General features: G+C 58.7%; 21 protein-coding genes. 6 read left to right on the forward strand and 15 right to left on the reverse strand.

Translation table 11 applies throughout. The annotated features are described in order from the left end of the window. Nucleotides 1–19 precede the first annotated feature (19 nt). Nucleotides 20–694 (forward strand): ribose-5-phosphate isomerase RpiA, encoded by a 675-nt coding sequence (gene rpiA, locus QMK58_RS28270; protein ID WP_320395707.1) that lies wholly within the window; start codon nucleotides 20–22, stop codon nucleotides 692–694. A 120-nt stretch (nucleotides 695–814) separates the two neighbouring features. Here the strand turns inward: rpiA and QMK58_RS28275 are convergent, their stop codons facing one another. The 4 genes from QMK58_RS28275 to QMK58_RS28290 all read right to left on the reverse strand — a co-directional run bounded on the left by QMK58_RS28275 (nucleotide 815) and on the right by QMK58_RS28290 (nucleotide 5091). After that, on the reverse strand, nucleotides 815–1732 hold the full coding sequence (locus QMK58_RS28275) for an SdiA-regulated domain-containing protein (protein ID WP_053163566.1): 918 nt from the start codon (nucleotides 1730–1732) through the stop codon (nucleotides 815–817). Between the two features lie 118 nt (nucleotides 1733–1850). Further along, nucleotides 1851–2777, reverse strand: a complete 927-nt coding sequence (locus QMK58_RS28280) for an SdiA-regulated domain-containing protein (RefSeq protein ID WP_053163569.1) — start codon at nucleotides 2775–2777, stop codon at nucleotides 1851–1853. 217 nt (nucleotides 2778–2994) lie between these two features. Next, nucleotides 2995–3660, reverse strand: a complete 666-nt coding sequence (locus tag QMK58_RS28285) for a fumarylacetoacetate hydrolase family protein (protein WP_053163573.1) — start codon at nucleotides 3658–3660, stop codon at nucleotides 2995–2997. A gap of 36 nt (nucleotides 3661–3696) precedes the next feature. Further along, entirely contained in the window at nucleotides 3697–5091 is a 1395-nt protein-coding gene (locus tag QMK58_RS28290) for an FAD-binding oxidoreductase (RefSeq protein WP_053163575.1), read from the reverse strand. 206 nt (nucleotides 5092–5297) lie between these two features. Here QMK58_RS28290 and serA point away from each other — a divergent pair, with 206 nt between their 5' ends. Then, the gene (serA, locus tag QMK58_RS28295; protein ID WP_046032306.1) at nucleotides 5298–6527 is read left to right on the forward strand and encodes a phosphoglycerate dehydrogenase; all 1230 of its coding nucleotides are present in this window, start codon (nucleotides 5298–5300) and stop codon (nucleotides 6525–6527) included. Between the two features lie 180 nt (nucleotides 6528–6707). On the opposite strand, the gene QMK58_RS28300 is transcribed toward serA, so the two are convergent. Further along, nucleotides 6708–7133: a DUF4399 domain-containing protein gene (locus tag QMK58_RS28300; protein WP_053163579.1), complete on the reverse strand. Its 426-nt coding sequence runs from the start codon at nucleotides 7131–7133 to the stop codon at nucleotides 6708–6710. 135 nt (nucleotides 7134–7268) lie between these two features. On the opposite strand from QMK58_RS28300, the gene QMK58_RS28305 reads away from it, so the two are divergent. Then, nucleotides 7269–7841: a transporter substrate-binding domain-containing protein gene (locus QMK58_RS28305; protein WP_053163582.1), complete on the forward strand. Its 573-nt coding sequence runs from the start codon at nucleotides 7269–7271 to the stop codon at nucleotides 7839–7841. Nucleotides 7842–7902: 61 nt separating this feature from the next. Here the strand turns inward: QMK58_RS28305 and QMK58_RS28310 are convergent, their stop codons facing one another. Together QMK58_RS28310 and QMK58_RS28315 are read right to left on the reverse strand one after the other, a co-directional pair. Next, nucleotides 7903–8382: a DUF523 domain-containing protein gene (locus QMK58_RS28310; RefSeq protein ID WP_053163586.1), complete on the reverse strand. Its 480-nt coding sequence runs from the start codon at nucleotides 8380–8382 to the stop codon at nucleotides 7903–7905. Between the two features lies 1 nt (nucleotide 8383). Beyond that, complete coding sequence (locus QMK58_RS28315) at nucleotides 8384–9016, reverse strand: 2OG-Fe(II) oxygenase (protein ID WP_053163589.1); 633 nt, start codon at nucleotides 9014–9016, stop codon at nucleotides 8384–8386. A gap of 108 nt (nucleotides 9017–9124) precedes the next feature. Here QMK58_RS28315 and QMK58_RS28320 point away from each other — a divergent pair, with 108 nt between their 5' ends. Further along, complete coding sequence (locus QMK58_RS28320; RefSeq protein ID WP_053163592.1) at nucleotides 9125–9865, forward strand: DUF2059 domain-containing protein; 741 nt, start codon at nucleotides 9125–9127, stop codon at nucleotides 9863–9865. A 69-nt stretch (nucleotides 9866–9934) separates the two neighbouring features. On the opposite strand, the gene QMK58_RS28325 is transcribed toward QMK58_RS28320, so the two are convergent. Then, entirely contained in the window at nucleotides 9935–10882 is a 948-nt protein-coding gene (locus tag QMK58_RS28325; protein ID WP_053163595.1) for an alpha/beta hydrolase, read from the reverse strand. A gap of 95 nt (nucleotides 10883–10977) precedes the next feature. Between QMK58_RS28325 and QMK58_RS28330 the strand changes: the two genes are divergently transcribed. Together QMK58_RS28330 and QMK58_RS28335 are read left to right on the forward strand one after the other, a co-directional pair. After that, complete coding sequence (locus QMK58_RS28330; RefSeq protein WP_053163597.1) at nucleotides 10978–11574, forward strand: DUF6436 domain-containing protein; 597 nt, start codon at nucleotides 10978–10980, stop codon at nucleotides 11572–11574. An 87-nt stretch (nucleotides 11575–11661) separates the two neighbouring features. After that, nucleotides 11662–14061, forward strand: a complete 2400-nt coding sequence (locus QMK58_RS28335; protein WP_320395708.1) for a penicillin acylase family protein — start codon at nucleotides 11662–11664, stop codon at nucleotides 14059–14061. 140 nt (nucleotides 14062–14201) lie between these two features. Here QMK58_RS28335 and QMK58_RS28340 read toward each other — a convergent pair whose 3' ends face one another. From QMK58_RS28340 to QMK58_RS28370, 7 genes are all read right to left on the reverse strand, one after another. Further along, entirely contained in the window at nucleotides 14202–15167 is a 966-nt protein-coding gene (locus tag QMK58_RS28340) for a GlxA family transcriptional regulator (protein ID WP_320395709.1), read from the reverse strand. A gap of 181 nt (nucleotides 15168–15348) precedes the next feature. After that, on the reverse strand, nucleotides 15349–16239 hold the full coding sequence (locus QMK58_RS28345; protein WP_053163606.1) for an ABC transporter permease subunit: 891 nt from the start codon (nucleotides 16237–16239) through the stop codon (nucleotides 15349–15351). Continuing rightward, a complete protein-coding gene (locus QMK58_RS28350; RefSeq protein WP_053163608.1) occupies nucleotides 16236–17156 on the reverse strand; it encodes an ABC transporter permease subunit in 921 nt (306 codons plus the stop codon). Before QMK58_RS28350 ends, QMK58_RS28345 begins: the two co-directional genes overlap by 4 nt. Continuing rightward, nucleotides 17153–18295 carry an ABC transporter ATP-binding protein gene (locus QMK58_RS28355; protein ID WP_053163613.1) on the reverse strand — a complete coding sequence of 381 codons (1143 nt, stop codon included), beginning with the start codon at nucleotides 18293–18295 and terminating at the stop codon, nucleotides 17153–17155. Before QMK58_RS28355 ends, QMK58_RS28350 begins: the two co-directional genes overlap by 4 nt. Nucleotides 18296–18367: 72 nt before the next feature. Next, nucleotides 18368–19465: a polyamine ABC transporter substrate-binding protein gene (locus QMK58_RS28360; RefSeq protein ID WP_320395710.1), complete on the reverse strand. Its 1098-nt coding sequence runs from the start codon at nucleotides 19463–19465 to the stop codon at nucleotides 18368–18370. 243 nt (nucleotides 19466–19708) lie between these two features. Continuing rightward, entirely contained in the window at nucleotides 19709–20821 is a 1113-nt protein-coding gene (locus QMK58_RS28365) for a polyamine ABC transporter substrate-binding protein (RefSeq protein ID WP_320395711.1), read from the reverse strand. A 186-nt stretch (nucleotides 20822–21007) separates the two neighbouring features. Next, on the reverse strand, nucleotides 21008–22372 hold the full coding sequence (locus QMK58_RS28370) for an aspartate aminotransferase family protein (RefSeq protein ID WP_053163622.1): 1365 nt from the start codon (nucleotides 22370–22372) through the stop codon (nucleotides 21008–21010). Nucleotides 22373–22402 lie beyond the last annotated feature (30 nt).

The raw sequence follows: 22402 nt of genomic DNA on the forward strand, positions 1-22402 counted from the left end.
TCGGCACCTCGGAGCCCGCATGACCCAGGATCAACTCAAACAGGCAGTGGCTCAGGCCGCCGTCGACTTCATCCTTCCGAAACTCGACGACAAGAGCATCGTCGGGGTCGGCACCGGCTCCACCGCCAACTGCTTCATCGACGCGCTGGCCAAGCACAAGGGTGCATTCGATGGCGCCGTCGCCAGTTCCGAAGCCACCGCCGCACGCCTCAAGGGCCACGGCATACCGGTGTACGAACTCAATACCGTCAGCGACCTGGAGTTCTACGTCGACGGCGCCGATGAAAGCGACGAGCACCTGAACCTGATCAAGGGCGGCGGTGCGGCCCTGACCCGCGAAAAGATTGTCGCGGCCGTGGCCAAGACCTTTATCTGCATCGCTGATGGCAGCAAGTTGGTGCCCGTACTCGGTGCGTTCCCGCTGCCGGTCGAAGTGATTCCAATGGCCCGCAGCCACGTGGCGCGTGAGTTGGTCAAGCTCGGTGGCGATCCGGTCTATCGTGAAGGTGTACTGACCGACAACGGCAACATCATCCTCGACGTGTTCAACATGCAGATCACCAACCCGGTGGAGCTGGAGACGCAGATCAATGCCATCGTCGGCGTGGTCACCAACGGTTTGTTCGCGGCGCGTCCGGCGGATCTGTTGCTGCTTGGGACCAGCGAAGGTGTGAAAACCCTGCGCGCTGAATAAGCTCACACAATCCCCTGTAGGAGCTGGCTTGCCAGCGAAAGCGGTGTAATGGCCGACATCGATGTCGAATGTCTTGCACCCTTCGCTGGCAAGCCAGGTCCTACAGGAACCGTGTCAGCCTCAAGGCTGGGTTGGTTTTTTGAACACGTAAAACAGGTTCGGCTCGCTCACCAGATACATGGTGCCCTCGTCATCCATGGCGATGCCTTCTGCCTGCGGTACGGTTTTCTTCAGACCTTGCCGGCCTTTGATCAGCGACATGGTGCTCAGCGGTCGCCCGTCCACGTCCAGCTCCAGAATCAGGTTGGACTCGTCCGACAGCGCCAGCAAATGACCGCTTCGTTCGTCGTATTGCAGACTCGACAGATCGCGCACGAACATCCCGGCATCGCGCTTGGGGTTGTTGATCACGTGAACTGCATAGGATTTTTCGGGATTGAAATGCGGAAATCCGTGCACCTCGTAGATCAGCATCGGGTCGCGTTCCTTGGCAACAAACAGCCGCTTGCCCACCGAATCATAAGCCAGCCCCTCAAACCCCTTGTTGCCGCTCATGTGCACGCCGAGGGTCATCTGTTCGGCATCTGCCGCATCGAGAAAAGTCACGCCCGGCTCCAGGTGAATCTTGATCAGCCGCTGCTGAGACTCGTCTGTGATGACATAGGTATCGGCGCTGATGAACTCCACGGCTTCCGGATCGCCGAAACCGATCAGCGAAACGCGACGCAAAATCCTGCCATCGAGGGATAGCTCGATCAGTTCGGAATTCTTGTTGGTCACGGTAAAGAGGCTTTTGCGCACAGGGTCGAAGGTCAACGCCGAAACATCGTCGTTCAAGCCTTCAATCACTTGCGCCTCTGCGGCCACCTGGTACCGATCCAGCCCGATGGACTGGGTGCTCATCGGCTGCCACAGGGTGTGCAGGTTGAACCAGGCGCGTTCGAAAAGGCGCATGTACTGCCCGATCCCGATCAGTACGATCAGAGATATCACTGACAAGATCAGAATCAAGGGCTTGGGGCGGGCAAATCGGCGCATTCGGGAGGGCTCGGGTTCAAGACAGGCGGATGAAATATCACGTCTGTCTGAACTGAAGCTTAATGGCCACTGGCCAAGTCGCACAACCGAGCGTAATTATTCCTGTAAAACGTAAACGTCACTTCTGCTTTTCGAACCGGTAAAACAGGTTCGGCTCACTTACCATATACAGCGTACCTGCCTCGTCCATCGTCACGCCTTCGGCGCGCGGAATGGTCTTTTTCAGGCCGTTGAAGCCCCCCAGCAAGGTCATGAAGCTGACCTGCTCGCCCTTCTCGTCCAACTCCAGCAACAGGTGAGAGTCAGCGGACAGCACAAGGGTATGGCCGGTGCGCGGATCGATGGCCAAGGCCGAAAGGTTACGGATGTCCAAATCGTTGCTGACGAGTCGTTGCTTGTCACCGGTGAGCGTCTTGCCGTCGCCTTTCCAGGTGAACAGCGCGGGGGGACGCTCTTCACCCAGCAACAGTTGCTGATTACGGGCATCCCAGGTGACACCTTCAAACGCCTTGTTCTGGTCTTTCGAAGGTCCGAGGTCGTATTTGAGGAAATCGGCGAGGTTCAGTTCGCGGGTGTCGGCATCGACTTTGACGATGGTGATCTGATGGTCACGCTCATCGACAATGGCCAGCAGGCCGTTGCCCAGCACGGTGACACCTTCCGGGTTGCTCCAGCCCACCAATGGCATTTTGCGTAGAACATCGCCCTGCAAGGTCAGTTCGACCAGAAAGGGATTTTTACCCATGACCGAAAACAGGGTTTTGGTTTGAGGATCGTAGGCCAGATCGGAGGCCTCATCCTTTTCCATGCCCGGCAGCAGCTTGGCGTCGATCACAGCCTGGTAGTCCGGCAACCAGACACTCTCCTGGCGCTCGGCCGGGCTTTCGAGATTTTCCTGCATCCAGAGCACGCCACGATCGTCCCAATGCATGGCAAATGCGACCCCATAAGCGATGGCGGCCACCAGCAAAAGCCAGGTGTACCAACGCAGGGCGAAGCGCGAGCGGCGGGCAGTTTTAAGCGTGGAGAGCGGTTGGATGGCCATCAGGGAATGCGTTCCAGAAATTCAGGCTAGGGGTAATAGCACAATTGAGCCCGGCCAGTCGGCCGCAAGCCTTGGAATTATCCAGACAGGATGTGAAAAAAACGGGAAATGGCGGGATCGGCCTTTTGCGTTTCAGCCAAATCAAAAGATCGCAGCTGGCGGCAGCGCCTACACCGATCTCTGTAGGAGCTGCCGCAGGCTGCGATCTTTTGCTTTTTTAACGAACGCTGCTGGTAAAGCTGCTGGCACCCGGCAGTTCCAGGACGATCTCGTCGCCCACATTCAACGGCCCCACACCCACCGGCGTGCCGGTCAGGATCACATCACCGGCCTGCAGCGAGAAGCAGCCGGCCATGTGCTGGATCATCGGCACGATCGGGTTGAGCATTGCGCTGCTGTTGCCATCCTGGCGGACTTCACCGTTGATGGTCAGGCGGATGCCAATGTCAGTCAGGTCAGCAAAGGTGCTGCCGGACACGAACGGAGCAATCACCGCCGCGCCATCGAACGATTTAGCGATTTCCCACGGCAGGCCCTTGGACTTCAGCTCCGCCTGCTTGTCGCGCAGTGTCAGGTCCAGGGCCGGGGCGAAACCGGAAATGGCATCGAGCACTTCTTCACGGCTCGGTTTGGTCGACAATGGTTTGCCGATCAACACCGCGATTTCCGCTTCGTAGTGCACTGAGCCACGCTCGGTCGGGATGTTGAATCCACCCTCCAGCGACACCACGCAACTGCCCGGCTTGATGAACAGCAGTGGTTCGGTCGGCACCGGGTTGTCCAGTTCCTTGGCGTGCTCGGCGTAGTTACGGCCGATGCACACCACCTTCCCCAACGGGAAGTGAATACGCGTACCGTCGACATACTGGTGCTGATAGCTCATTACCGACTCCTGCTTCGTGCTCTTAAAGTTCGAAAATCAAACGGCGAAAATCTTGCCCGGGTTCATGATGCCATTCGGGTCGAACACCGCCTTGACCGCTTTCATGTATTCGATCTCGACCGGTGAGCGGCTGTAGGTCAAATAGTCACGCTTGGTCATGCCCACGCCGTGCTCGGCGGAGATCGAACCGTTGTACTTCTGGACGATTTCGAACACCCACTTGTTGACGGTGGCGCACTTGGCGAAGAACTCGTCTTTGCTCAGATCATCCGGTTTGAGGATGTTCAAGTGCAGGTTGCCGTCGCCGATGTGGCCGAACCAGACGATTTCGAAGTCCGGATAGTGTTCGCCGACGATTGCATCGACTTCCTTCAGGAACGCCGGGACTTTCGACACGGTGACCGAGATGTCGTTCTTGTACGGCGTCCAGTGGGAAATGGTTTCGGAGATGTATTCGCGCAGCTTCCACAGATTCTGCAACTGGGTTTCGCTCTGGCTCATCACGCCATCCAGTACCCAGCCTTGCTCAACGCAGTGCTCGAAAGTTTCCAGCGCGTGGTTGGCCACTTCCTCGGTGGTCGCTTCGAATTCCAGCAGCGCATAGAACGGGCAGTCGGTTTCGAACGGCGCCGGCACATCGCCACGCCCCATGACCTTGGCCAGGGCTTTGTCGGAGAAGAATTCGAACGCGGTCAGGTCGAGCTTGTTCTGGAAAGCGTGCAGCACCGGCATGATTGAGTCGAAATCGGCGGTGCCAAGGACCATCGCTGTCAGGTTTTTCGGCGCACGGTCCAGGCGCATGGTCGCTTCGACCACGAAACCGAGAGTGCCTTCGGCGCCGATGAACAGCTGACGCATGTCGTAGCCCGTGGCGTTCTTGATCAGGTCACGGTTCAGCTCCAGCACGTCGCCCTTACCGGTGACGACTTTCATGCCGGCAACCCAGTTACGGGTCATGCCGTAGCGAATGACCTTGATTCCGCCGGCATTGGTGCCGATATTGCCGCCAATCTGGCTGGAACCGGACGATGCGAAGTCCACAGGGTAGTACAGGCCTTTTTCCTCTGCGACGTTCTGCAATTGCTTGGTCACCACGCCCGGCTGACAACGGGCAGTGCGGTCGGTCAGGTTCACGTCGAGGATCTGGTTCATGTAATCGAAGGACACAACCACTTCGCCATTGGCTGCCACTGCGGCGGCGGACAATCCGGTACGACCGCCGGACGGCACCAGCGCCACCTTGTGTTTATTGGCCCACAGGACAATGGCCTGGACCTGCTCGGTGGTCTTTGGGAAAACAATGGCGGTCGGGGCCGGCGCGAAATGCTTGGTCCAATCCTTACCGTAAGCATTCAGGGAGTCGGCATCGGTCAGCACCTTGCCAGGCTCAACCAGGGTCTTCAGCTCATCAATCAGGGCAGGATTGGTCATCGACAGAACTCTCGAACAATTCATGGTCATCCTGAGAACGCTTCACGTCGCAGGAATGAGTGTTTAGCGGGGCGCTTATGCTAGCATACCGACCCCGCAGCATAGTGCCCAACGACTGTTCTGCGGTGACGGCTTTCCTGCCGTGCGGGTCAGCTCCGGGCTGCTCCCTTTCCTGCCATTTTTCTCCGGGATACAGGTTTACGCAGATGAGCAAGACTTCTCTCGATAAGAGCAAGATCAAGTTCCTTCTTCTCGAAGGCGTCCACCAATCGGCTGTCGACGTCCTCAAGGCGGCGGGCTACACCAGCATCGAGTACCTCACAGGTTCTCTGCCGGAAGCCCAGCTCAAGGAAAAGATCGCGGACGCTCACTTCATCGGCATTCGCTCGCGCACCCAACTGACCGAAGAGATCTTCGATCACGCGAAGAAGCTGGTAGCTGTTGGCTGTTTCTGCATCGGCACCAACCAGGTCGACCTGAACGCCGCCCGCGAACGCGGTATCGCCGTGTTCAACGCGCCGTACTCCAACACGCGTTCCGTAGCGGAACTGGTGCTGGCCGAAGCGATCCTGTTGCTGCGTGGCATCCCTGAGAAGAACGCTTCCTGCCACCGTGGCGGCTGGATCAAGAGCGCAGCCAACTCCTTCGAAATCCGTGGCAAGAAGCTGGGTATCGTCGGTTACGGCTCGATCGGCACTCAACTGTCGGTCCTGGCGGAAGGCCTGGGCATGCAGGTGTACTTCTACGACACCATCACCAAGCTGCCACTGGGTAACGCGACTCAGGTAGGTAACCTGCACGAGCTGCTGGCGATGTCCGACATCGTTTCGCTGCACGTACCAGAAACCGCCGCCACCCAGTGGATGATGGGCGAGAAGGAAATCCGCGCCATCAAGAAAGGCGGCATCCTGATCAACGCTGCTCGCGGCACCGTGGTCGAACTGGACCACCTGGCAGCGGCCATCAAGGACAAGCACCTGATCGGCGCGGCCATCGACGTATTCCCGGTGGAGCCACGCTCCAACGACGAAGAGTTCGAAAGCCCGTTGCGTGGTCTGGACAACGTGATCCTGACCCCGCACATCGGCGGTTCCACCGCTGAAGCCCAGGCCAACATCGGTCTGGAAGTGGCAGAGAAGCTGGTCAAGTACAGCGACAACGGTACGTCGGTATCGTCCGTGAACTTCCCGGAAGTGGCCTTGCCGGCTCACCCTGGCAAGCACCGCCTGCTGCACATCCACGAAAACATCCCGGGCGTACTCAGCGAGATCAACAAGGTCTTCGCCGAAAACGGCATCAACATCTCCGGTCAGTTCCTGCAGACCAACGAGAAGGTTGGCTACGTGGTAATCGACGTAGACGCCGAGTACTCGGACCTGGCGCAAGAGAAGCTGCAGCACATCAACGGCACCATTCGTTGCCGTGTACTGTTCTAAGAACAGGCCGCAGTTGAAAAAGGGAGCCCCTCGGGGCTCCCTTTTTTGTGGGAGCGAGCCTGCTAGCGATGGACTCAAGAGCGCTGCGTTCATCCAGTAAACACGCGTTATCGTCAACGACCATCGCGAGCAGGCTCGCTCCTACAGTGAATAACGTCAGCCCAACTGGGGCTCGCTACTTTATTTCACGTTGACCGTGATTTTCTCAGAGAGGATCGGTGGATCGAACGGCATGTGGCCGCTATCGCCCAACTCCAGCTGCAAGGTGTGCTTGCCCGGCGTGAGCGTGACTTCAGCCTGGGTCTGCGCCTTGCCGAAGTGCAAATGATTGGCATCGTTCGGAATCGGCGCACCGGCCGCCGGCAGCTCGTCGACATCAATCAGCAGATGGTGGTGACCGGTGTTTTTGGTGACATCGCCTGCTGGTGCCAGGGCAATGTTCTCGACAGCAAATTTGACCACGACAGTTTTCGGCACCGTCGCACCGTCTGCAGGAGAAACGATGGACACTTCGGCCCCTTTCGGAGCCGGGGTTGCTGCGCTTGCCAGTACCGAAACACCCATCAGCAGGCCAACCAGCGCTGCACGTGACGTAAAGCTTTTCATTTTCTTCTCCAGTTTTTCCGTAAAATCCGCCTGACCATGACAACTTCATGGCCATTTGTTGTCGAAGGCACTCGACAACCATAGCAAAGCGAGCCTGAATCAGAGGGTCGCGATAATAAATTCAAAGGAGTGACCATGCGCTTTCTGCCTGGCCTGATCTGCCTGATACCCCTTCTGAGCCCATTGGCCCATGCCGAACTGATTGACGACGTCAATGACCGAGGCGAATTGCGCATTGCCGTTGAGGCTAATACACCTCCTTTCAATTTCAAGGAGGACGACAAGCTGAGCGGCTTCGAAGTCGAGCTGGGTCAGATGCTGGCCAATGAGCTGGATGTGCGCGCCGACTTTGTCGTCACCGATTCCAGCGATCTGCTCAATGGCGTGGAAAGCGGCAAATACGACATCGCCATCAATCACATTACACAGACCCCGGAGATGACGGATCGTTTCGACTTCAGCGAGCCTTACATCAAGACCAATGCGCAATTGATCGCGCAAAAAGAACAACCGCAATCAATCCTGCTGGTGCAGTCACTGACGGAAGAAAAGCCCAAGGCGAACCCGGCCGTGAACCTGGCAATTCCGTTTCAGAAAGGTAATCCGGCGTTCCATGCAAGCCTGGAAAACGCGCTGCAGCGGATCAAGGACGATGGCCGAATGGAAGCGCTGGAGAAGAAGTGGTTTGGGGCAACTCCCAAACCCTGAAACTAGCACGATCATTTGTAGGAGCCGGCTTGCTGGCTCCTACAGGATTTGGTGATGAGCCTTAGATCAATAGTGCGGCCGCGGCTTCTGCCAGCTCGAGCTCGCTGAAGACTTGAACGCCATGGCGCTTGAGCAACGCAGCCGTCACCCCTTCGCCACTGATTTTCACACCGCTGAACGTGCCGTCATAGGTCAGCAGATTACCGCACGATGGGCTGTTGGCCTTGAGCACGGCAATGCGGATGCCGTGTTTTTGCACCAGTTCCAGCGCCTGATAAGCCCCGGACAGAAACTGCGCACTGACGTCCTCACCCTCAGTGGTGATCACCGCTGCCTGGCCATCGAGTACCTGAGTGCCCTGGCCACCGGGAATTTCCGCAGCTGCCCGGGGCGTCGGCAAGCCACCGGCAACTTCCGGGCACACGGGCACAACCCGACCTTCATCGAGCCACTGCTGTAGCAGATCGAATGGCCCGCTGGCCCCACCGTCGTAACGCACGCGGTGGCCCAACAGGCAGCGGCTGACCAGAATCTTTTCCATGTCAGAACGGCTCGTTGCCACGTCGCCGGAACCAGCCGGTCAATGACAGGCGTTCGCGGGCTGCCGGCAAGACTTCGTGGGGCACTTCGCCAGAGAGAAACACCACCAGGCAACCGCCGGTAGGTTGCACGTCGTAGGCACGCTCATTGTCCAGGTACATGCGCAACTGACCGCCGTGCTCAGGCAGCCAGCCGTCGTTGAGGTAGACCACCGCCGAGACCATGCGCCGGTCGTCATCGCGAAAACGGTCGAGGTGCTTGAGGTAGAACGCGCCGGGTGGATACATCGCGAAATGGCTTTCGAAATCCTCCAGCCCCAGGAACAACCCGCGATTGATCGCCTCGCGCAGGCTGTCCATCAAGCTCAGGTAGCTGTCGCAAGCCTCGGCCTGGCCGGGATCGATCCACTGGATATGATCACCGCGGATTCCCTCGCGAATCTCCGAAGTCGGTCCACGGCCGACGGCGGCCGGAGCCAGCTCACCCTCGGCGGCACGTTTACGGCACTCGGCCGCCAGAGCCCGGGTCAGATCCAGAGGCAGGAAAATATTCTGCTGCGACCAGCCGCGCTCGGCCAGGTCATCGACGATTCGTAACAGCAGCGGGTGATCAGAGGATATTTGCATGGCGCGCATAGTATGCCTGTGCCTGAAAATCCGACAGAGCCGCGCAGCGGGTTGATTCGAATTCTCGACAAGTCAGGGTGCCACACGGAGAATAGTCGCCTGCCGACAGGAGTCCCTATGCGCCGTTTGCTTTTATCACTGCTGATGTTCTGCGTTTTGCCCGCCTGGGCAGACGGCCATGACCAGCTGTACAAGGTCGCCGGCTGGCCAGAGCAACGCGTGCATTTCAACGACGCCCTCACGGCCGCTCAACAGCGCTACCAAAGCAGCCTGCCTCCCGCGGTCTTCCAGGCACTCGTCAATAACAGCAATCAGCGCTTTGCGCCCCAGGCCGTGGACCAACGCGCCCAAGCGCAACTGCGCAAGAATCTCGCCGACCCAAAGCCGGCACTGACGTTTTTCCAGTCGCCACTGGGCAAGAAAATCATCGCCGCCGAATTGCTGGCGACCCGTCGGGATCAACTGGCAAAAAATGCCAAGGGATTGCCAAAAATGCAGGCCAGCGACAGCCGCATGCTGATCATCGGCCATCTCGCTCAGGCCCTGCCGGCGCGTGAAGCGGGCGCAGAAGTCAGCCTCGCGATTGCCGGCGTCGCAGCGGACAGCCTGAGCGCGATGATCCCCGGCCTGCTCGGGGCCGGTCAGGCACAAAGCATGTTGAACGGGCAGCGCCAACGCCTGATGGACCAGATCGGTAGCGACCTGAACAACACGCTGTTGTATGTCTATCGTGATCTGTCGGACAACGAGCTGGAGGAGTTTGCGACCTTTGCCGAGTCGGCTGAAGGTCAGGCTTACTATCAGGCGGCGCTGGCGGCGATTCGGGCGGGGTTGGCGGTGGGGCAGAACCCCCAGTGAAAAAAATCGCAGCCTTCGGCAGCTGCGCTCTGTAGGAGCTGCCGAAGGCTGCGATCTTTCGATCTTGACTCATCGATACTGCCGGCTCATCCGCTTGGTCAAAAACCCGAAATACTCCGTTCGCATCACCAGCGTTTCATTCGCCAGATGATGCCGAGCCTCAGGCAGCATTAGCACCTGTGGCCGATCAAACTTGCCGCGCAGCACTTCAAGATTGTGTTCCCAATCGACGGTCATATCTGCCTGCCCCTGCACTATCAATGGCCGTCGACTGCTGATCGGCGCGGCTTCGATGCGTTTGATCCAGCGTGACAACGCCCCGACCCACGCGGTCGGCAGACGCAGTGGCTGCAACGGATCGGCTTGCAGGAACGGCAGGAACGCCGGGTCGTTGGAGTTTTCGCTGAAGCGCCGGGCAATGGCTTTGACGAACGGTTTGAGCAAGTAATAGCTCAATTGCGACCAACCCCACGCCCGTGGTCGCACCAGCGGTGACAACAGAATCACCTGCCCCTGGGCCGGGCTGTTCGCGCCGGCATTCAACACATGATCGATCACGATGGCCCCGCCGGTACTCTGCCCGCACAGATGCCACGGTTGCGGTAAATCAAGGGATTTTGCTTCGGTAAACAGCCCTTGCAAGGTGTCCTGGTACTCGGCGAAATCCTTGATGCTCGCACGCTCGCCACTGGACAACCCATGCCCCGGCAAATCACAGGCAATCACAGCGAACCCCTGGTCCAGCGCCCACTCAATCACATGCCGGTACAGCCCGGTGTGGTCATAAAAACCGTGGAAGACAAACAGCGTCGCCTTCGCCCCTTCGGGCCACCAGAACTGACTCACCAGCTGATACCCATCAATCTCGAAGCGCCCAAGGCCACTGCGCACTCGACGCTGCGCAAAATCCAGCCCGTAGAACCGCTGATAGGCCTGCGCCTGCGTCGACAAAGGCTGCCCATCCGCCAATGGCCGCAGGCTGGCGCGCAAGAGTTCAGGGTCGAAAGTGACAGACATGGACAATTCCAAAGCAGAAACGGACTTTATAGGCCTGCGATATTCATCTGTCGCGGCAAGCATGGCAAGCTAGCCGACCTTCGAGGATTGAACCGATGCGCTCGCCCCTTCGCGCCACCCTGTTTGCCAGCCTGCTCGCCGTGGTGTGTGCCGGCGCATTGTGGGCGGGCTACGACTGGTTTCAAGGGCGTTACCTGCGCGCATTCAGTTCCCACACCGCAATGTTTTCCGGTGATCCGCTGCGTCTTCCCGAGGCCATGGCCGGACCTGGCGCCATCCGCCTCGTGCATTTCTGGGACCCGGCTTGCCCATGCAACGTCGGCAATCAACAACACCTGACGGAACTGGTCGAGCGCTACGTACCGCACGGTGTGGAATTTTATGCGGTGCAAAAACCCGGCAGCCACGGCCAGTTGCCGAGCATCTTGAGCAACCTGAAAACCATCGACGTCCTGCCCGGTTCCGAACAGGTCCCCGCCAGTCCCGCGGTGGCGATCTGGGATCGTTCCGGCAAACTCGCGTACTTCGGCCCGTACAGCGAGGGCCTGACCTGTAATTCGAGCAACAGCTTTATCGAACCGATCCTGCAAGCACTCGACGAAGGCCGTTCGGTGAGTGCTACGCACACACTGGCGGTAGGGTGTTACTGCCCCTGGCCGGTCGATCCGCCGCAAGAGAAAAAAGCCGAGTAAGACGAATCCCTCCTACGGGCGATGCGTCAAATCGGCAGCGCGTGTTAAACAGAGCCCCATGGACCACAATAACAACAAGGAGTCGCCATGAAACGTAGCCTGACCGCTCTCGCTCTGCTGATCGTCGTGCTGGCCGCAGGCGCCAGCTGGTATCTCTACAGCAAGCAGCCGTCACGCCAGGGCATGGTCGAACTGCAACACCTGCAAGGCTCGGTCACCGTGCGCTACGACGAGCGCGGCGTCCCGCATATCCGCGCCGAAAACGAAACCGACCTGTACCGCACTCTCGGCTATGTGCATGCCCAGGACCGGCTGTTCCAGATGGAAGTCCTGCGCCGTCTCGCCCGTGGCGAACTGGCTGAAGTGCTCGGACCGAAACTGCTCGACACCGACAAACTGATGCGCAGTCTGCGCATTCGCGAGCGTGCCGAAACCTATCTGGCGAATCTGGATAAACAGTCTCCCTCGTTCATTGCCCTGCAAGCCTACCTGGACGGTATCAATCAGTATCAGGACAGCCACCCAAAACCCGTGGAATTCGATGTGCTGGGCATTTCCAAGCGCCCGTTCACGGCTCAGGACACCATCAGCATTGCCGGTTACATGGCCTACAGCTTTGCTGCCGCATTTCGCACCGAACCCTTGTTGACGTTTGTCCGTGATCAACTGGGCCCTCAATACCTGAACGTCTTTGATCTCGACTGGCAGCCCAAGGGCGTGCTCAATGGAGCCGCACCGTCGATGACCGGCATCGACTGGAAAGATCTCAACGCTCTCGCCCGCCTCAGCGAACAGGCCCTGGCCGATAATGGCCTGCCGCAATTCGAGGGCAGCAATGCCTGGGTTGTCGCCGGCAGTCGCACCAAAAGCGGCAAGCCACTGCTGGCGGGCGATCCGCATATACGCTTCTCTGCGCCGTCGGTGTGGTACGAAGCTCACCTCTATGCACCGGGCTTCGAGCTCTACGGTCACTATCAGGCCTTGATGCCGTTCGCATCCCTGGGCTTGAACCGCGACTTCGGCTGGAGCATTACCATGTTCCAGAACGATGACCTCGACCTGATCGCCGAGAAGGTCAACCCAGGCAACCCCAACCAAGTCTGGTATCGCGGCAAATGGGTGGACATGACCTCCAGCGAACAACAGATCGCGGTCAAGGGCCAGGCACCGGTGACACTGGTATTGCGCCAATCGCCCCATGGGCCGATCGTCAACGACACCCTGGGTGCAGGCGTCGGCAAAACGCCGATTGCCATGTGGTGGGCCTTTCTCGAAAGCCAGAATCCGATCATCGACGGTTTCTATCAGCTCAACCGCGCCGACACCCTGGCCAAGGCCCGTGGTGCCGCGGCAAAAATCCAGGCGCCCGGCTTGAACGTTGTCTGGGCCAATACCAAGGGCGATATCGGCTGGTGGGCAGCGGCGCAATTGCCCAAGCGTCCGGCGGGTGTGCGTCCCTGGTTCATCCTCGATGGCAGCACGGCCGAAGCGGACAAGGACGGCTTCTACCCGTTCAGCGCCAACCCCCAGGAAGAAAACCCGGCGCGGGGCTACATCGTCTCGGCCAACTTCCAGCCCGTGTCGTCAACCGGCATGGAGATTCCCGGTTATTACAACCTTGCCGACCGCGGCCAGCAGCTCAATCAGCAGCTCAGCGACAAAAACGTGAAGTGGGATCTGGAGACCAGCCAGAAGTTGCAACTGGGCACCACCACGGCCTACGGTCCGCGTTTGTTGGCACCTCTGTTGCCGGTGTTGCGTGAAGTGGTGAGCGATCCCGACGAACTCAAACTGGTGGAACAACTGGCGCAATGGAAAGGTGATTACCCGCTGGAGTCCACCAGCGCCACGGTGTTCAACCAATTCCTGTTCAGCCTCGCCGACGCGACCATGCACGACGAATTGGGTAACGACTTTTTCGAAACCTTGCTCTCGACCCGCGTGATCGACGCCGCGCTGCCGCGCCTGGCTGAAACCGTCGACTCACCGTGGTGGGACAACCGCACCACCCTCGGCAAGGAAACCCGCGCAGACACGGTGAAGGTAGCCTGGCAGGCCAGCATCGCGCACCTCAAGGCCACCTTCGGCGCGGACTTCGCGCAGTGGCAGTGGGGCAACGCGCACACGCTGACCCACGGCCATCCACTGGGACAACAGAAGCCATTGGACCGGATCTTCAACGTGGGTCCGTTCGCCGCTCCAGGCAGCCACGAGGTGCCGAACAATCTTTCAGCGAAAATCGGCCCGGCACCGTGGCCCGTCACCTACGGACCCTCGACCCGACGCCTGGTCGACTTTGCCGATCCAGCCCACAGCCTGACCATCAACCCGGTCGGCCAGAGTGGTGTGCTGCTCGACCGTCACTATGAGGATCAATCCGAGGCGTACATCGAAGGCCTCTATTTCCAGGCGCACCTCAATGACGAAGAGGTCACGGCCAATACGCGCGGAACGTTGAAGCTATTGCCGGCGCGAGCTGCGCCATAACTCATTGTCGACAGGACCGGCCCCATCGCGGGCAAGCCCGCTCCCACAGGAATCTTGGTTGAACACAATTGTTGTTAGCAACATAAAACCTGTGGGTGCGGGCTTGCCCGCGATGGGGCTGTGAAGACCATGCCAATACTTCAAACCATCGCCGAAAAATTCAACCTGAACTGCTGCGGCGTCACTCCCAACCGACAATTGAACACACTGCGCATGTGCTGCGCATCGCGAAACCCGCACTGATACGCCACGGTCTTGAGTGGCGCCCGCGTGCTCTCGAGCATCACCCGTGCCGCATCCACCCTCGCTCGCTCGACGAACTCCGCCGGGGTGATTTTCGCCTCCCTGGCAAACACCCGGGAAAAGTTGCGCGCATTCATGTTGGCGGCATTGGCCAGATCAGCGACGGCAAGGTCGCCGGTCAGGTTGGCCAGCACGTAATGCTGAACCATCGCCACGATCGAGGTCGGTTCGGCGTGGGGAGTCAAAAATGGACTGAACTGCGATTGGCCACCCGAACGCTGGGTAAACACCACCAATCGCTTGGCCACATTCAACGCAACGTCGGGCCCATGATCGCGCCCCAGCAGGTACAGCGACAGATCGATCCCCGCCGAGACCCCGGCCGAGGTGAACAGCTCGTCGTCCTCGACGTACAACCGATCCGCTTCCACCCGGGTCGAAGGGCAAAAACTCGCAAGCGCCGCAGCGTCCTGCCAATGCGTGGTGACCGTGCGCCCTTCCAGCAAACCGGCCCGGGCAAGCATAAAGGCACCGTTACAGATCGAACCAAAACGCTCGGCTCGCACGCAGGCATGGCGCAACCAGCCATCGAAGGTCCTGCCGAAATCCATGAAGGGCAACTGCGGCCCACCAGCCACCAGCAACAGGTCATACGGCTCCCGTGCTTCGCTGAAGTGGCGATGAGCGTTGAGTGACAAACCGTTGGAGCACACCATCATCTTGCGCTCGACGCCGATCACCTCCAGACGATAGTGATCCTCGGGGGCAAGAAAACGGTTGGCTTCGGAGAACACGTCCAGCGGACCGGTGACATCCAGCGACTGCACGCCGGAGAAAACAACGATGGCGACGGTTTTACTCATGACGTGAATCGCCTTCTATGAATCGGATTGCGCCATCCCTGTAGGAGCGAGCATGCTCGCGATGGTCGTCAACGATGACGGGGCTACCTGAATGTACGCGGTGCCCTCACGTGCATCGCGAGCATGCTCGCTCCTACAGGGGATTCGGGCTGATCACAAAGAGGTGATCAACCCATCAGGCTCAAGCCGCTTCCGGTGCCTGTGCGCGACGCACATCCGGCTGCTTCCAGGAGTCGGCAGCACTCTCCTCAATGGCTTGCTGAATCGCACGTTTGCGACTTTCTTCGGCGCGACGGCTGAAGAACCAGACCAGGAAGGTCACAATCGACACTGCCAGCAGGATCAGGCTGGCCACGGCGTTGATCTCGGGTTTGACACCCAGACGCACCGCCGAGAACACTTCCATCGGCAGGGTCGTGGAACCCGGCCCGGACACGAAGCTCGCCAATACCAGATCATCCAGGGACAGCGCGAAGGACATCATGCCCCCCGCTGCCAGCGATGGCGCGATCATCGGAATGGTGATCAGGAAGAACACCTTCCACGGCCGAGCACCGAGGTCCATGGCTGCCTCTTCGATGGACAGGTCCAGCTCACGCAAGCGCGCCGAGACCACCACCGCCACATACGCCGCACAGAACGTCGTGTGGGCGATCCAGATGGTGACGATGCCGCGTTCCTGTGGCCAGCCGATCATCTGCGCCATCGCCACGAACAGCAGCAACAGAGACAGACCGGTGATCACTTCGGGCATCACCAGCGGCGCGGTGACCAGGCCACCGAACAGCGTGCGGCCCTTGAAGTGAGTGATACGGGTCAGGACGAACGCGGCCAGGGTACCCAGTGCCACCGCCGCAATCGCCGTGTAGCAGGCGATTTCCAGCGAGCGCACCACCGAACCCATCAGTTGCGAGTTGTCGAGCAGGCCGACGTACCACTTGATCGACCAACCGCCCCATACCGTTACCAGCTTCGAGGCGTTGAACGAGTAGATGACCAGGATCAGCATTGGCAGGTAGATGAACAACAGACCCACGACCAGCATCAAGCTGGAGAAACGGAAGCGCTTCATTCTTTACCCTCCATTTCCTTGGCCTGACTGCGGTTGAACAGGATGATCGGCACAATCAGGATCGCCAGCATCACCACCGCCAGAGCGGACGCCACCGGCCAGTCACGGTTGTTGAAGAACTCTTGCCACAGCACCTTACCGATCATCAGGGTTTCCGGACCGCCGAGCAGTTCCGGAATCACGAACTCACCCACCACCGGGATGAACACCAGCATGCAGCCGGCGATGATGCCGTTCTTGGACAGCGGGATGGTGATTTTCCAGAAGCTGTTGAACGTGCTCGAACCCAGGTCGGAAGCGGCTTCCAGCAAGCTGTTGTCGTGCTTCACCAGGTTGGCGTACAGCGGCAGGATCATGAACGGCAGGTACGAATAGACAACACCGATGTAGACCGCCAGGTTGGTGTTGAGGATCTGCAGCGGTTCGTCGATCCAGCCCATGCTCATCAGGAAACCGTTGAGCAAACCGTTGTTGCTGAGGATGCCCATCCACGCGTAGACGCGGATCAGGATCGCGGTCCAGGTCGGCATCATGATCAGCAGCACCAGCACCGTTTGCATCTCTTTACGGGCGCTGGCGATGGCGTAGGCCATCGGGTAGCCAATCACGAGGCAGAGGATGGTGCTGATCAGCGCCATCTTCAACGAGCCCAGGTATGCGGCGATGTACAACTCATCGTCGCCGAGCATCGCGTAGTTGCCCAGGTTCAGCAGCAACTGCAACTTCTGTTCGGCGAAGCTGTAGATTTCGGTGTACGGCGGAATGGCCACGTCGGCTTCGGCGAAGCTGATCTTCAACACAATGAAGAACGGCAACATGAAGAACAGGAACAGCCAGATGAACGGAACCCCGATGACCAGTTGGCGGCCACCGGGAATTATTCGATTGAGTCGGCGTTTGAATTTGCGCATGTTCATGAGCGAAGTACCACGCCGCTATCGTCTTCCCAGTACACGTAAACCTGATCGCCCCAGGTCGGACGCGCGCCACGACGTTCGGCGTTGGCCACGAACGACTGCACCAGCTTGCCGCTTGGCAGCTCGACGTAGAACACCGAGTGCCCGCCCAGGTACGCAATGTCGTGGACCTTGCCGCTGGACCAGTTGTACTGGCAGGTCGGCATGTCGGCGGTGACCAGCAGTTTTTCCGGACGGATCGCGTAGGTAACCGATTTGTCCTGCACCGAGGTGCTGATGCCGTGGCCCACGTAGATCTGGTGGTCCATGTCTTTGCAGGTAATGATCGCGTGGCCTTCGGCGTCGTCGATCACTTCGCCTTCGAAGATGTTCACGTTACCGATGAATTCGCAGACCAGGCGGCTGGTCGGGGTTTCGTAGATGTCGATCGGGCTGCCGATCTGGGCAATCCATCCCAGGTGCATGATCGCGATGCGCTCGGCCATGGTCATGGCCTCTTCCTGGTCGTGGGTCACCATGACGCAGGTCACGCCGACGCGCTCGATGATCTCGACCAGTTCCAGCTGCATTTGCGAGCGCAGCTTTTTATCCAGCGCGCCCATCGGTTCGTCGAGCAGCAACAGCTTCGGGCGCTTGGCCAAGGAACGAGCCAGGGCCACGCGCTGACGCTGGCCGCCGGACAACTGGTGCGGCTTGCGCTTGGCGTACTGGCTCATCTGCACCAGCTTGAGCATGTCCGCCACGCGGGCATCGACTTCAGCGGCCGGCAATTTGTCCTGCTTGAGGCCGAAGGCGATGTTCTGCGCCACGGTCATGTGCGGGAACAGGGCGTACGACTGGAACATCATGTTGATCGGCCGCTCGTACGGCGGCATGTCGGTGATGTCTACGCCATCGAGGAAAATCCGCCCTTCCGTGGGCCGTTCGAAACCGGCGAGCATGCGCAGCAACGTGGATTTGCCCGATCCCGAACCGCCGAGCAGGGCGAAAATCTCGCCTTTCTTGATTTCCAGGGACACGTCGTCCACGGCAATCGTCTCGTCGAACTTCTTCGTGACCCGGTCGATTTTGACCAGCACCTGTTTAGGTGACTGGTCGCCCTCGAGGGCTTTCTTATAGGCGCCGGAGGCAACTGCCATTTACGAAACTCCCAGAAAAAAAGAGTGCAGTTCGCTCAAGGTGAGCCAACCTGGATAGTTTGAGCCTTGAAACTATTTACCCGACTTGACCTTGGTCCAGCTGCGGGTCATCAAACGTTGAATGTTCGGCGGTAACTCGACGGACACGTAGGTCTTGTCGAGCACCGCTTGCGGTGGGTACACCGCTTCGTCGGTGCGAATGGACTGTTCCATCAGTTTGTCCGACGCCGGGTTAGGGTTGGCGTAGCCGACGTAATCGCTGACCTGCGCAATCACCTCAGGTTTCAGCAAGTAGTTGATGAACGCGTTGGCCTGTTTGACGTTGGTCGAGTCCTTCGGAATCGCCAGCATGTCGAACCAGAGCGCGCCGCCTTCTTTGGGAATCGAGTAAGCGATGTTCACGCCTTTCTTGGCTTCATCGGCGCGATTTTTCGCCTGGAAGATGTCGCCGGAGAAACCGATCGCCACGCAGATATCGCCGTTGGCCAGGTCTGCGATGTATTTCGAAGAGTGGAAGTACGTCACGTAAGGCCGCACCGCCAGCAACTTGTCTTCGGCTTTTTTGTAGTCTTCAGGGTCGGTGCTGTTGGCGTTCAGGCCCATGTAGTTGAGCACGGTCGGCATCATTTCATCAGCCGAATCGAGGAACGCTACACCGCAGCTTTGCAGCTTCTTGATGTTCTCCGGCTCGAACAGCACGCCCCACGAATCAATCGTATCGACGCCCAGCACAGCCTTGATCTTGTCGACGTTATAACCGATGCCGTTGGTGCCCCACAGGTACGGCACGGCGTACAGGTTGCCGGGATCGTTCTGTTCCAGGCGCTTGAGCAACACAGGATCGAGATTCGAATAATTCGGCAGTTGCGACTTGTCGAGCTTCTGGAAAGCCCCGGCCTTGATCTGCTTGCCGAGGAAATGGTTCGACGGCACGACCACGTCGTAACCGGTACGCCCGGCCAGCAACTTGCCTTCCAGGGTTTCGTTGGAATCGAAAACGTCATACACCGGCTTGATGCCGGTCTCTTTCTGGAAGTCGGCCAACGTGCTCTCGCCGATGTAATCCGACCAGTTATAAATATGCACGGTACCGGCGGCCTGGACACTGACAGCCAGTGTCAATCCGGCGCCAACCAGCATGGCATTGCGCAACAAAGAAAAAATAGGCAAGTGAAGGTCCTCTAAAATTAGTTGGGCCCAAGTTGCCCCGTGTTACATGACAACCGTGGTTGCCCGGCAACAAAACCGGCGCGCAACTTACCCTCGAAAAACCGTTCCAGCAAAACTTTTATGCAGTTACACCTGTAGGAGCGAGCCTGCTCGCGATGGTCGTCAACGATAACGATGGGTGCCTGACACCCCGTGGCGCTCTCAGGTTCATCGCGAGCATGCTCGCTCCTACAGGGCTATTACTTATTTACCGGATTTGATCTTGGTCCAGCTGCGGGTCATGATCCGCTGGGTCGCGGCCGGCAAGTCGGCAATCGCGTACAGCTTGGCCAGCACGTCCGCCGGCGGGTAAACGCCCGGGTCGCCGGTGATGTCTTTGTCCACCAGCGGCGTGGCAGCCGCGTTACCGTTCGGGAAACGCACGGCGTTGGTGATTTCAGCCATGATTTCCGGCTTCTGCAGGAAGGTCATGAATTTGTAGGCGCCTTCGACGTTTTCGGCATCTTTAGGGATGGCGACCATGTCGTAGAAGCTGCCTGCACCTTCTTTCGGAATGTTGTAGCTGACTTTCACCTTGTCGCCGGCTTCTTGTGCGCGGGACTTGGCCTGGTAAATGTCACCCGAGTAACCCACGGCCACGCAGATGTTGCCGTTGGCCAGGTCGGAGATGTACTTGGACGAGTGGAAGTAACCTACCGAAGGACGGATTTTCAGGAACAGCGCTTCGGCTTCGGCCAGTTGTTTTTTGTCCTGGCTGTCGGTTGGATAGCCCAGGTAGTGCAACGCCACCGGAATCATCTCGGTTGGCGAATCGAGGAAACTGATACCGCACGATTTCAACTTCGCGGCGTTTTCAGGTTTGAACAACAGGTCCCAGGAGTTGGTCGGTGCATCGGCACCCAGTGCAGCCTTGACCTTCTCGGCGTTGAAGCCAATGCCGATCGAACCCCACATGTACGGGAAAGCGTGCTCGTTGCCCGGGTCGCTGACCGAGACGGCCTTGAGCAGGTCAGGGTTCAGGTTTTTCCAGTTAGGCAGCTTGGACTTGTCCAGCTTCTGGTACACGCCGGCCTTGATCTGCTTGGCCAGGAAATTGTTCGACGGCACAACGATGTCATAACCGGACTTGCCGGCCAGCAACTTGGCTTCGAGGGTTTCGTTACTGTCGAAGACGTCGTAGACCACTTTGATGCCCGACTCGTCTTCGAACTTCTTGACGGTATCCGGGGCGATGTAATCGGACCAGTTATACACGTGCAGAACTTTGTCATCGGCGTGAACCGCGCCCGCCATCAACCCCATCATGGACATGGCAAGGAGTGTTTTGCCAGCGAGCTTTTTACCTAGTGCCTTCATGCGTAATGCTCCAAATTTTTCTTTTTTGAACCACTTGTTCAGCGACCGAACCCGGGTAACTGGAACCGCGGCTAGTCTGGCAAGATCCACATCGGTCTTTCAAGGAAAGGCCACGCTTTCTGACAGCTCTGAGCGCAAGTTCCTGTTTTCTACAGAACCTCGGACTTTGCGCTCAGAGCCTAGCACTTAGCCCTGCAATGCACTCAGGGTCAGGTCAAGACACTTGCGAGCCTTGGCCACCAGCTCATCGATTTCCGCCGGTGTAATCACCAGGGGTGGCGCGATGATCATGGTATCGCCGACGGCGCGCATGATCAGGCCGTTGTCGAAGCAGAACTGACGGCAGATCATGCCGACGCCCTTGCCTTCATAACGCTTGCGTGTGGCCTTGTCCTGAACCAGTTCGATGGCCCCCAACAGACCTACCCCACGAACTTCACCCACCAGCGGATGATCGTTGAGTTCCCGCAGACGTTTCTGCAAATACGGTGCCGTTTCTGCATGAACGCGCTCGATAATTTTCTCGTCGCGCATGATGCGGATGTTTTCCAGCGCCACCGCAGCGGCCACCGGGTGCCCGGAGTAAGTGAAACCGTGGTTGAAGTCGCCGCCCTCGTTGAGCACGTCCACCACTTCATCACGCACAATCAGGCCACCCATCGGGATGTAGCCGGACGTCAGGCCTTTGGCGATGGTCATCATGTCGGGCTTGAGACCGTAGAAATCGCTACCGAACCACTCACCGGTACGACCGAAACCGCAAATCACTTCATCGGCCACGAACAGGATGTCGTACTTGGCGAGGATTTCCTTGATGCGCGGCCAGTAGCTGTCTGGCGGAATGATCACGCCGCCCGCACCCTGGATCGGCTCGGCAATAAAGGCACCGACGTTGTCGACGCCAACTTCGAGAATTTTCTCTTCCAGCTGATTGGCCGCCCAGATCCCGAACTCTTCCGGGGTCATGTCGCCGCCTTCGGCGAACCAGTACGGCTGGGCAATGTGGACGATGCCCGGGATCGGCAAGTCGCCCTGTTCGTGCATGTAAGTCATGCCGCCCAGGCTCGCGCCGGCCACGGTGGAACCGTGATAGCCGTTCTTGCGGCTGATGATGACTTTCTTGTTCGGCTGGCCTTTGATCGCCCAATAATGGCGAACCATACGCAACATGGTGTCGTTGCCTTCGGAACCGGACCCGGTGAAGAACACGTGGTTCATGCCTTCGGGCGCGATATCGGAGATGGCCTTGGCCAGTTCCAGCACCGGCGGGTGGGCGGTCTGGAAGAACAGGTTGTAGTAAGGCAATTCGCGCATCTGCTTGCTGGCCGCGTCGGCCAGTTCATCGCGACCGTAACCAATCGCCACGCACCACAAACCGGCCATGCCGTCGAGGATCTGGTTGCCTTCGCTATCCCACAGGTAAACACCCTTGGCATTGGTGATGATCCGCGGGCCTTTCTCTTTCAGCTGCTTGAAGTCGCTGAACGGAGCCAGGTGGTGATCGTTGCTCAGGGTTTGCCATTCACGGGTTTGCGGATTGTTGCTGGTCATACGAATCTCCTAAAAAAATCAGGTAAAAGC

It is taken from the genome of Pseudomonas sp. P8_241 (assembly GCF_034008315.1).
Classification (GTDB): domain Bacteria; phylum Pseudomonadota; class Gammaproteobacteria; order Pseudomonadales; family Pseudomonadaceae; genus Aquipseudomonas.

Coding starts and splice junctions, on each gene's coding strand:
- QMK58_RS28280 (WP_053163569.1), bottom strand. CDS start 2,777: ATGGCCATCCAACCGCTCTCCACGCTTAAAACTGCCCGCCGCTCGCGC.
- QMK58_RS28335 (WP_320395708.1), top strand. CDS start 11,662: ATGAAACGTAGCCTGACCGCTCTCGCTCTGCTGATCGTCGTGCTGGCC.
- QMK58_RS28305 (WP_053163582.1), top strand. CDS start 7,269: ATGCGCTTTCTGCCTGGCCTGATCTGCCTGATACCCCTTCTGAGCCCA.
- QMK58_RS28345 (WP_053163606.1), bottom strand. CDS start 16,239: ATGAAGCGCTTCCGTTTCTCCAGCTTGATGCTGGTCGTGGGTCTGTTG.
- QMK58_RS28365 (WP_320395711.1), bottom strand. CDS start 20,821: ATGAAGGCACTAGGTAAAAAGCTCGCTGGCAAAACACTCCTTGCCATG.
- QMK58_RS28300 (WP_053163579.1), bottom strand. CDS start 7,133: ATGAAAAGCTTTACGTCACGTGCAGCGCTGGTTGGCCTGCTGATGGGT.
- QMK58_RS28290 (WP_053163575.1), bottom strand. CDS start 5,091: ATGACCAATCCTGCCCTGATTGATGAGCTGAAGACCCTGGTTGAGCCT.
- QMK58_RS28310 (WP_053163586.1), bottom strand. CDS start 8,382: ATGGAAAAGATTCTGGTCAGCCGCTGCCTGTTGGGCCACCGCGTGCGT.
- QMK58_RS28275 (WP_053163566.1), bottom strand. CDS start 1,732: ATGCGCCGATTTGCCCGCCCCAAGCCCTTGATTCTGATCTTGTCAGTG.
- QMK58_RS28325 (WP_053163595.1), bottom strand. CDS start 10,882: ATGTCTGTCACTTTCGACCCTGAACTCTTGCGCGCCAGCCTGCGGCCA.
- QMK58_RS28330 (WP_053163597.1), top strand. CDS start 10,978: ATGCGCTCGCCCCTTCGCGCCACCCTGTTTGCCAGCCTGCTCGCCGTG.
- QMK58_RS28320 (WP_053163592.1), top strand. CDS start 9,125: ATGCGCCGTTTGCTTTTATCACTGCTGATGTTCTGCGTTTTGCCCGCC.
- QMK58_RS28370 (WP_053163622.1), bottom strand. CDS start 22,372: ATGACCAGCAACAATCCGCAAACCCGTGAATGGCAAACCCTGAGCAAC.
- QMK58_RS28350 (WP_053163608.1), bottom strand. CDS start 17,156: ATGAACATGCGCAAATTCAAACGCCGACTCAATCGAATAATTCCCGGT.
- QMK58_RS28315 (WP_053163589.1), bottom strand. CDS start 9,016: ATGCGCGCCATGCAAATATCCTCTGATCACCCGCTGCTGTTACGAATC.
- QMK58_RS28355 (WP_053163613.1), bottom strand. CDS start 18,295: ATGGCAGTTGCCTCCGGCGCCTATAAGAAAGCCCTCGAGGGCGACCAG.
- rpiA (WP_320395707.1), top strand. CDS start 20: ATGACCCAGGATCAACTCAAACAGGCAGTGGCTCAGGCCGCCGTCGAC.
- QMK58_RS28285 (WP_053163573.1), bottom strand. CDS start 3,660: ATGAGCTATCAGCACCAGTATGTCGACGGTACGCGTATTCACTTCCCG.
- QMK58_RS28340 (WP_320395709.1), bottom strand. CDS start 15,167: ATGAGTAAAACCGTCGCCATCGTTGTTTTCTCCGGCGTGCAGTCGCTG.
- serA (WP_046032306.1), top strand. CDS start 5,298: ATGAGCAAGACTTCTCTCGATAAGAGCAAGATCAAGTTCCTTCTTCTC.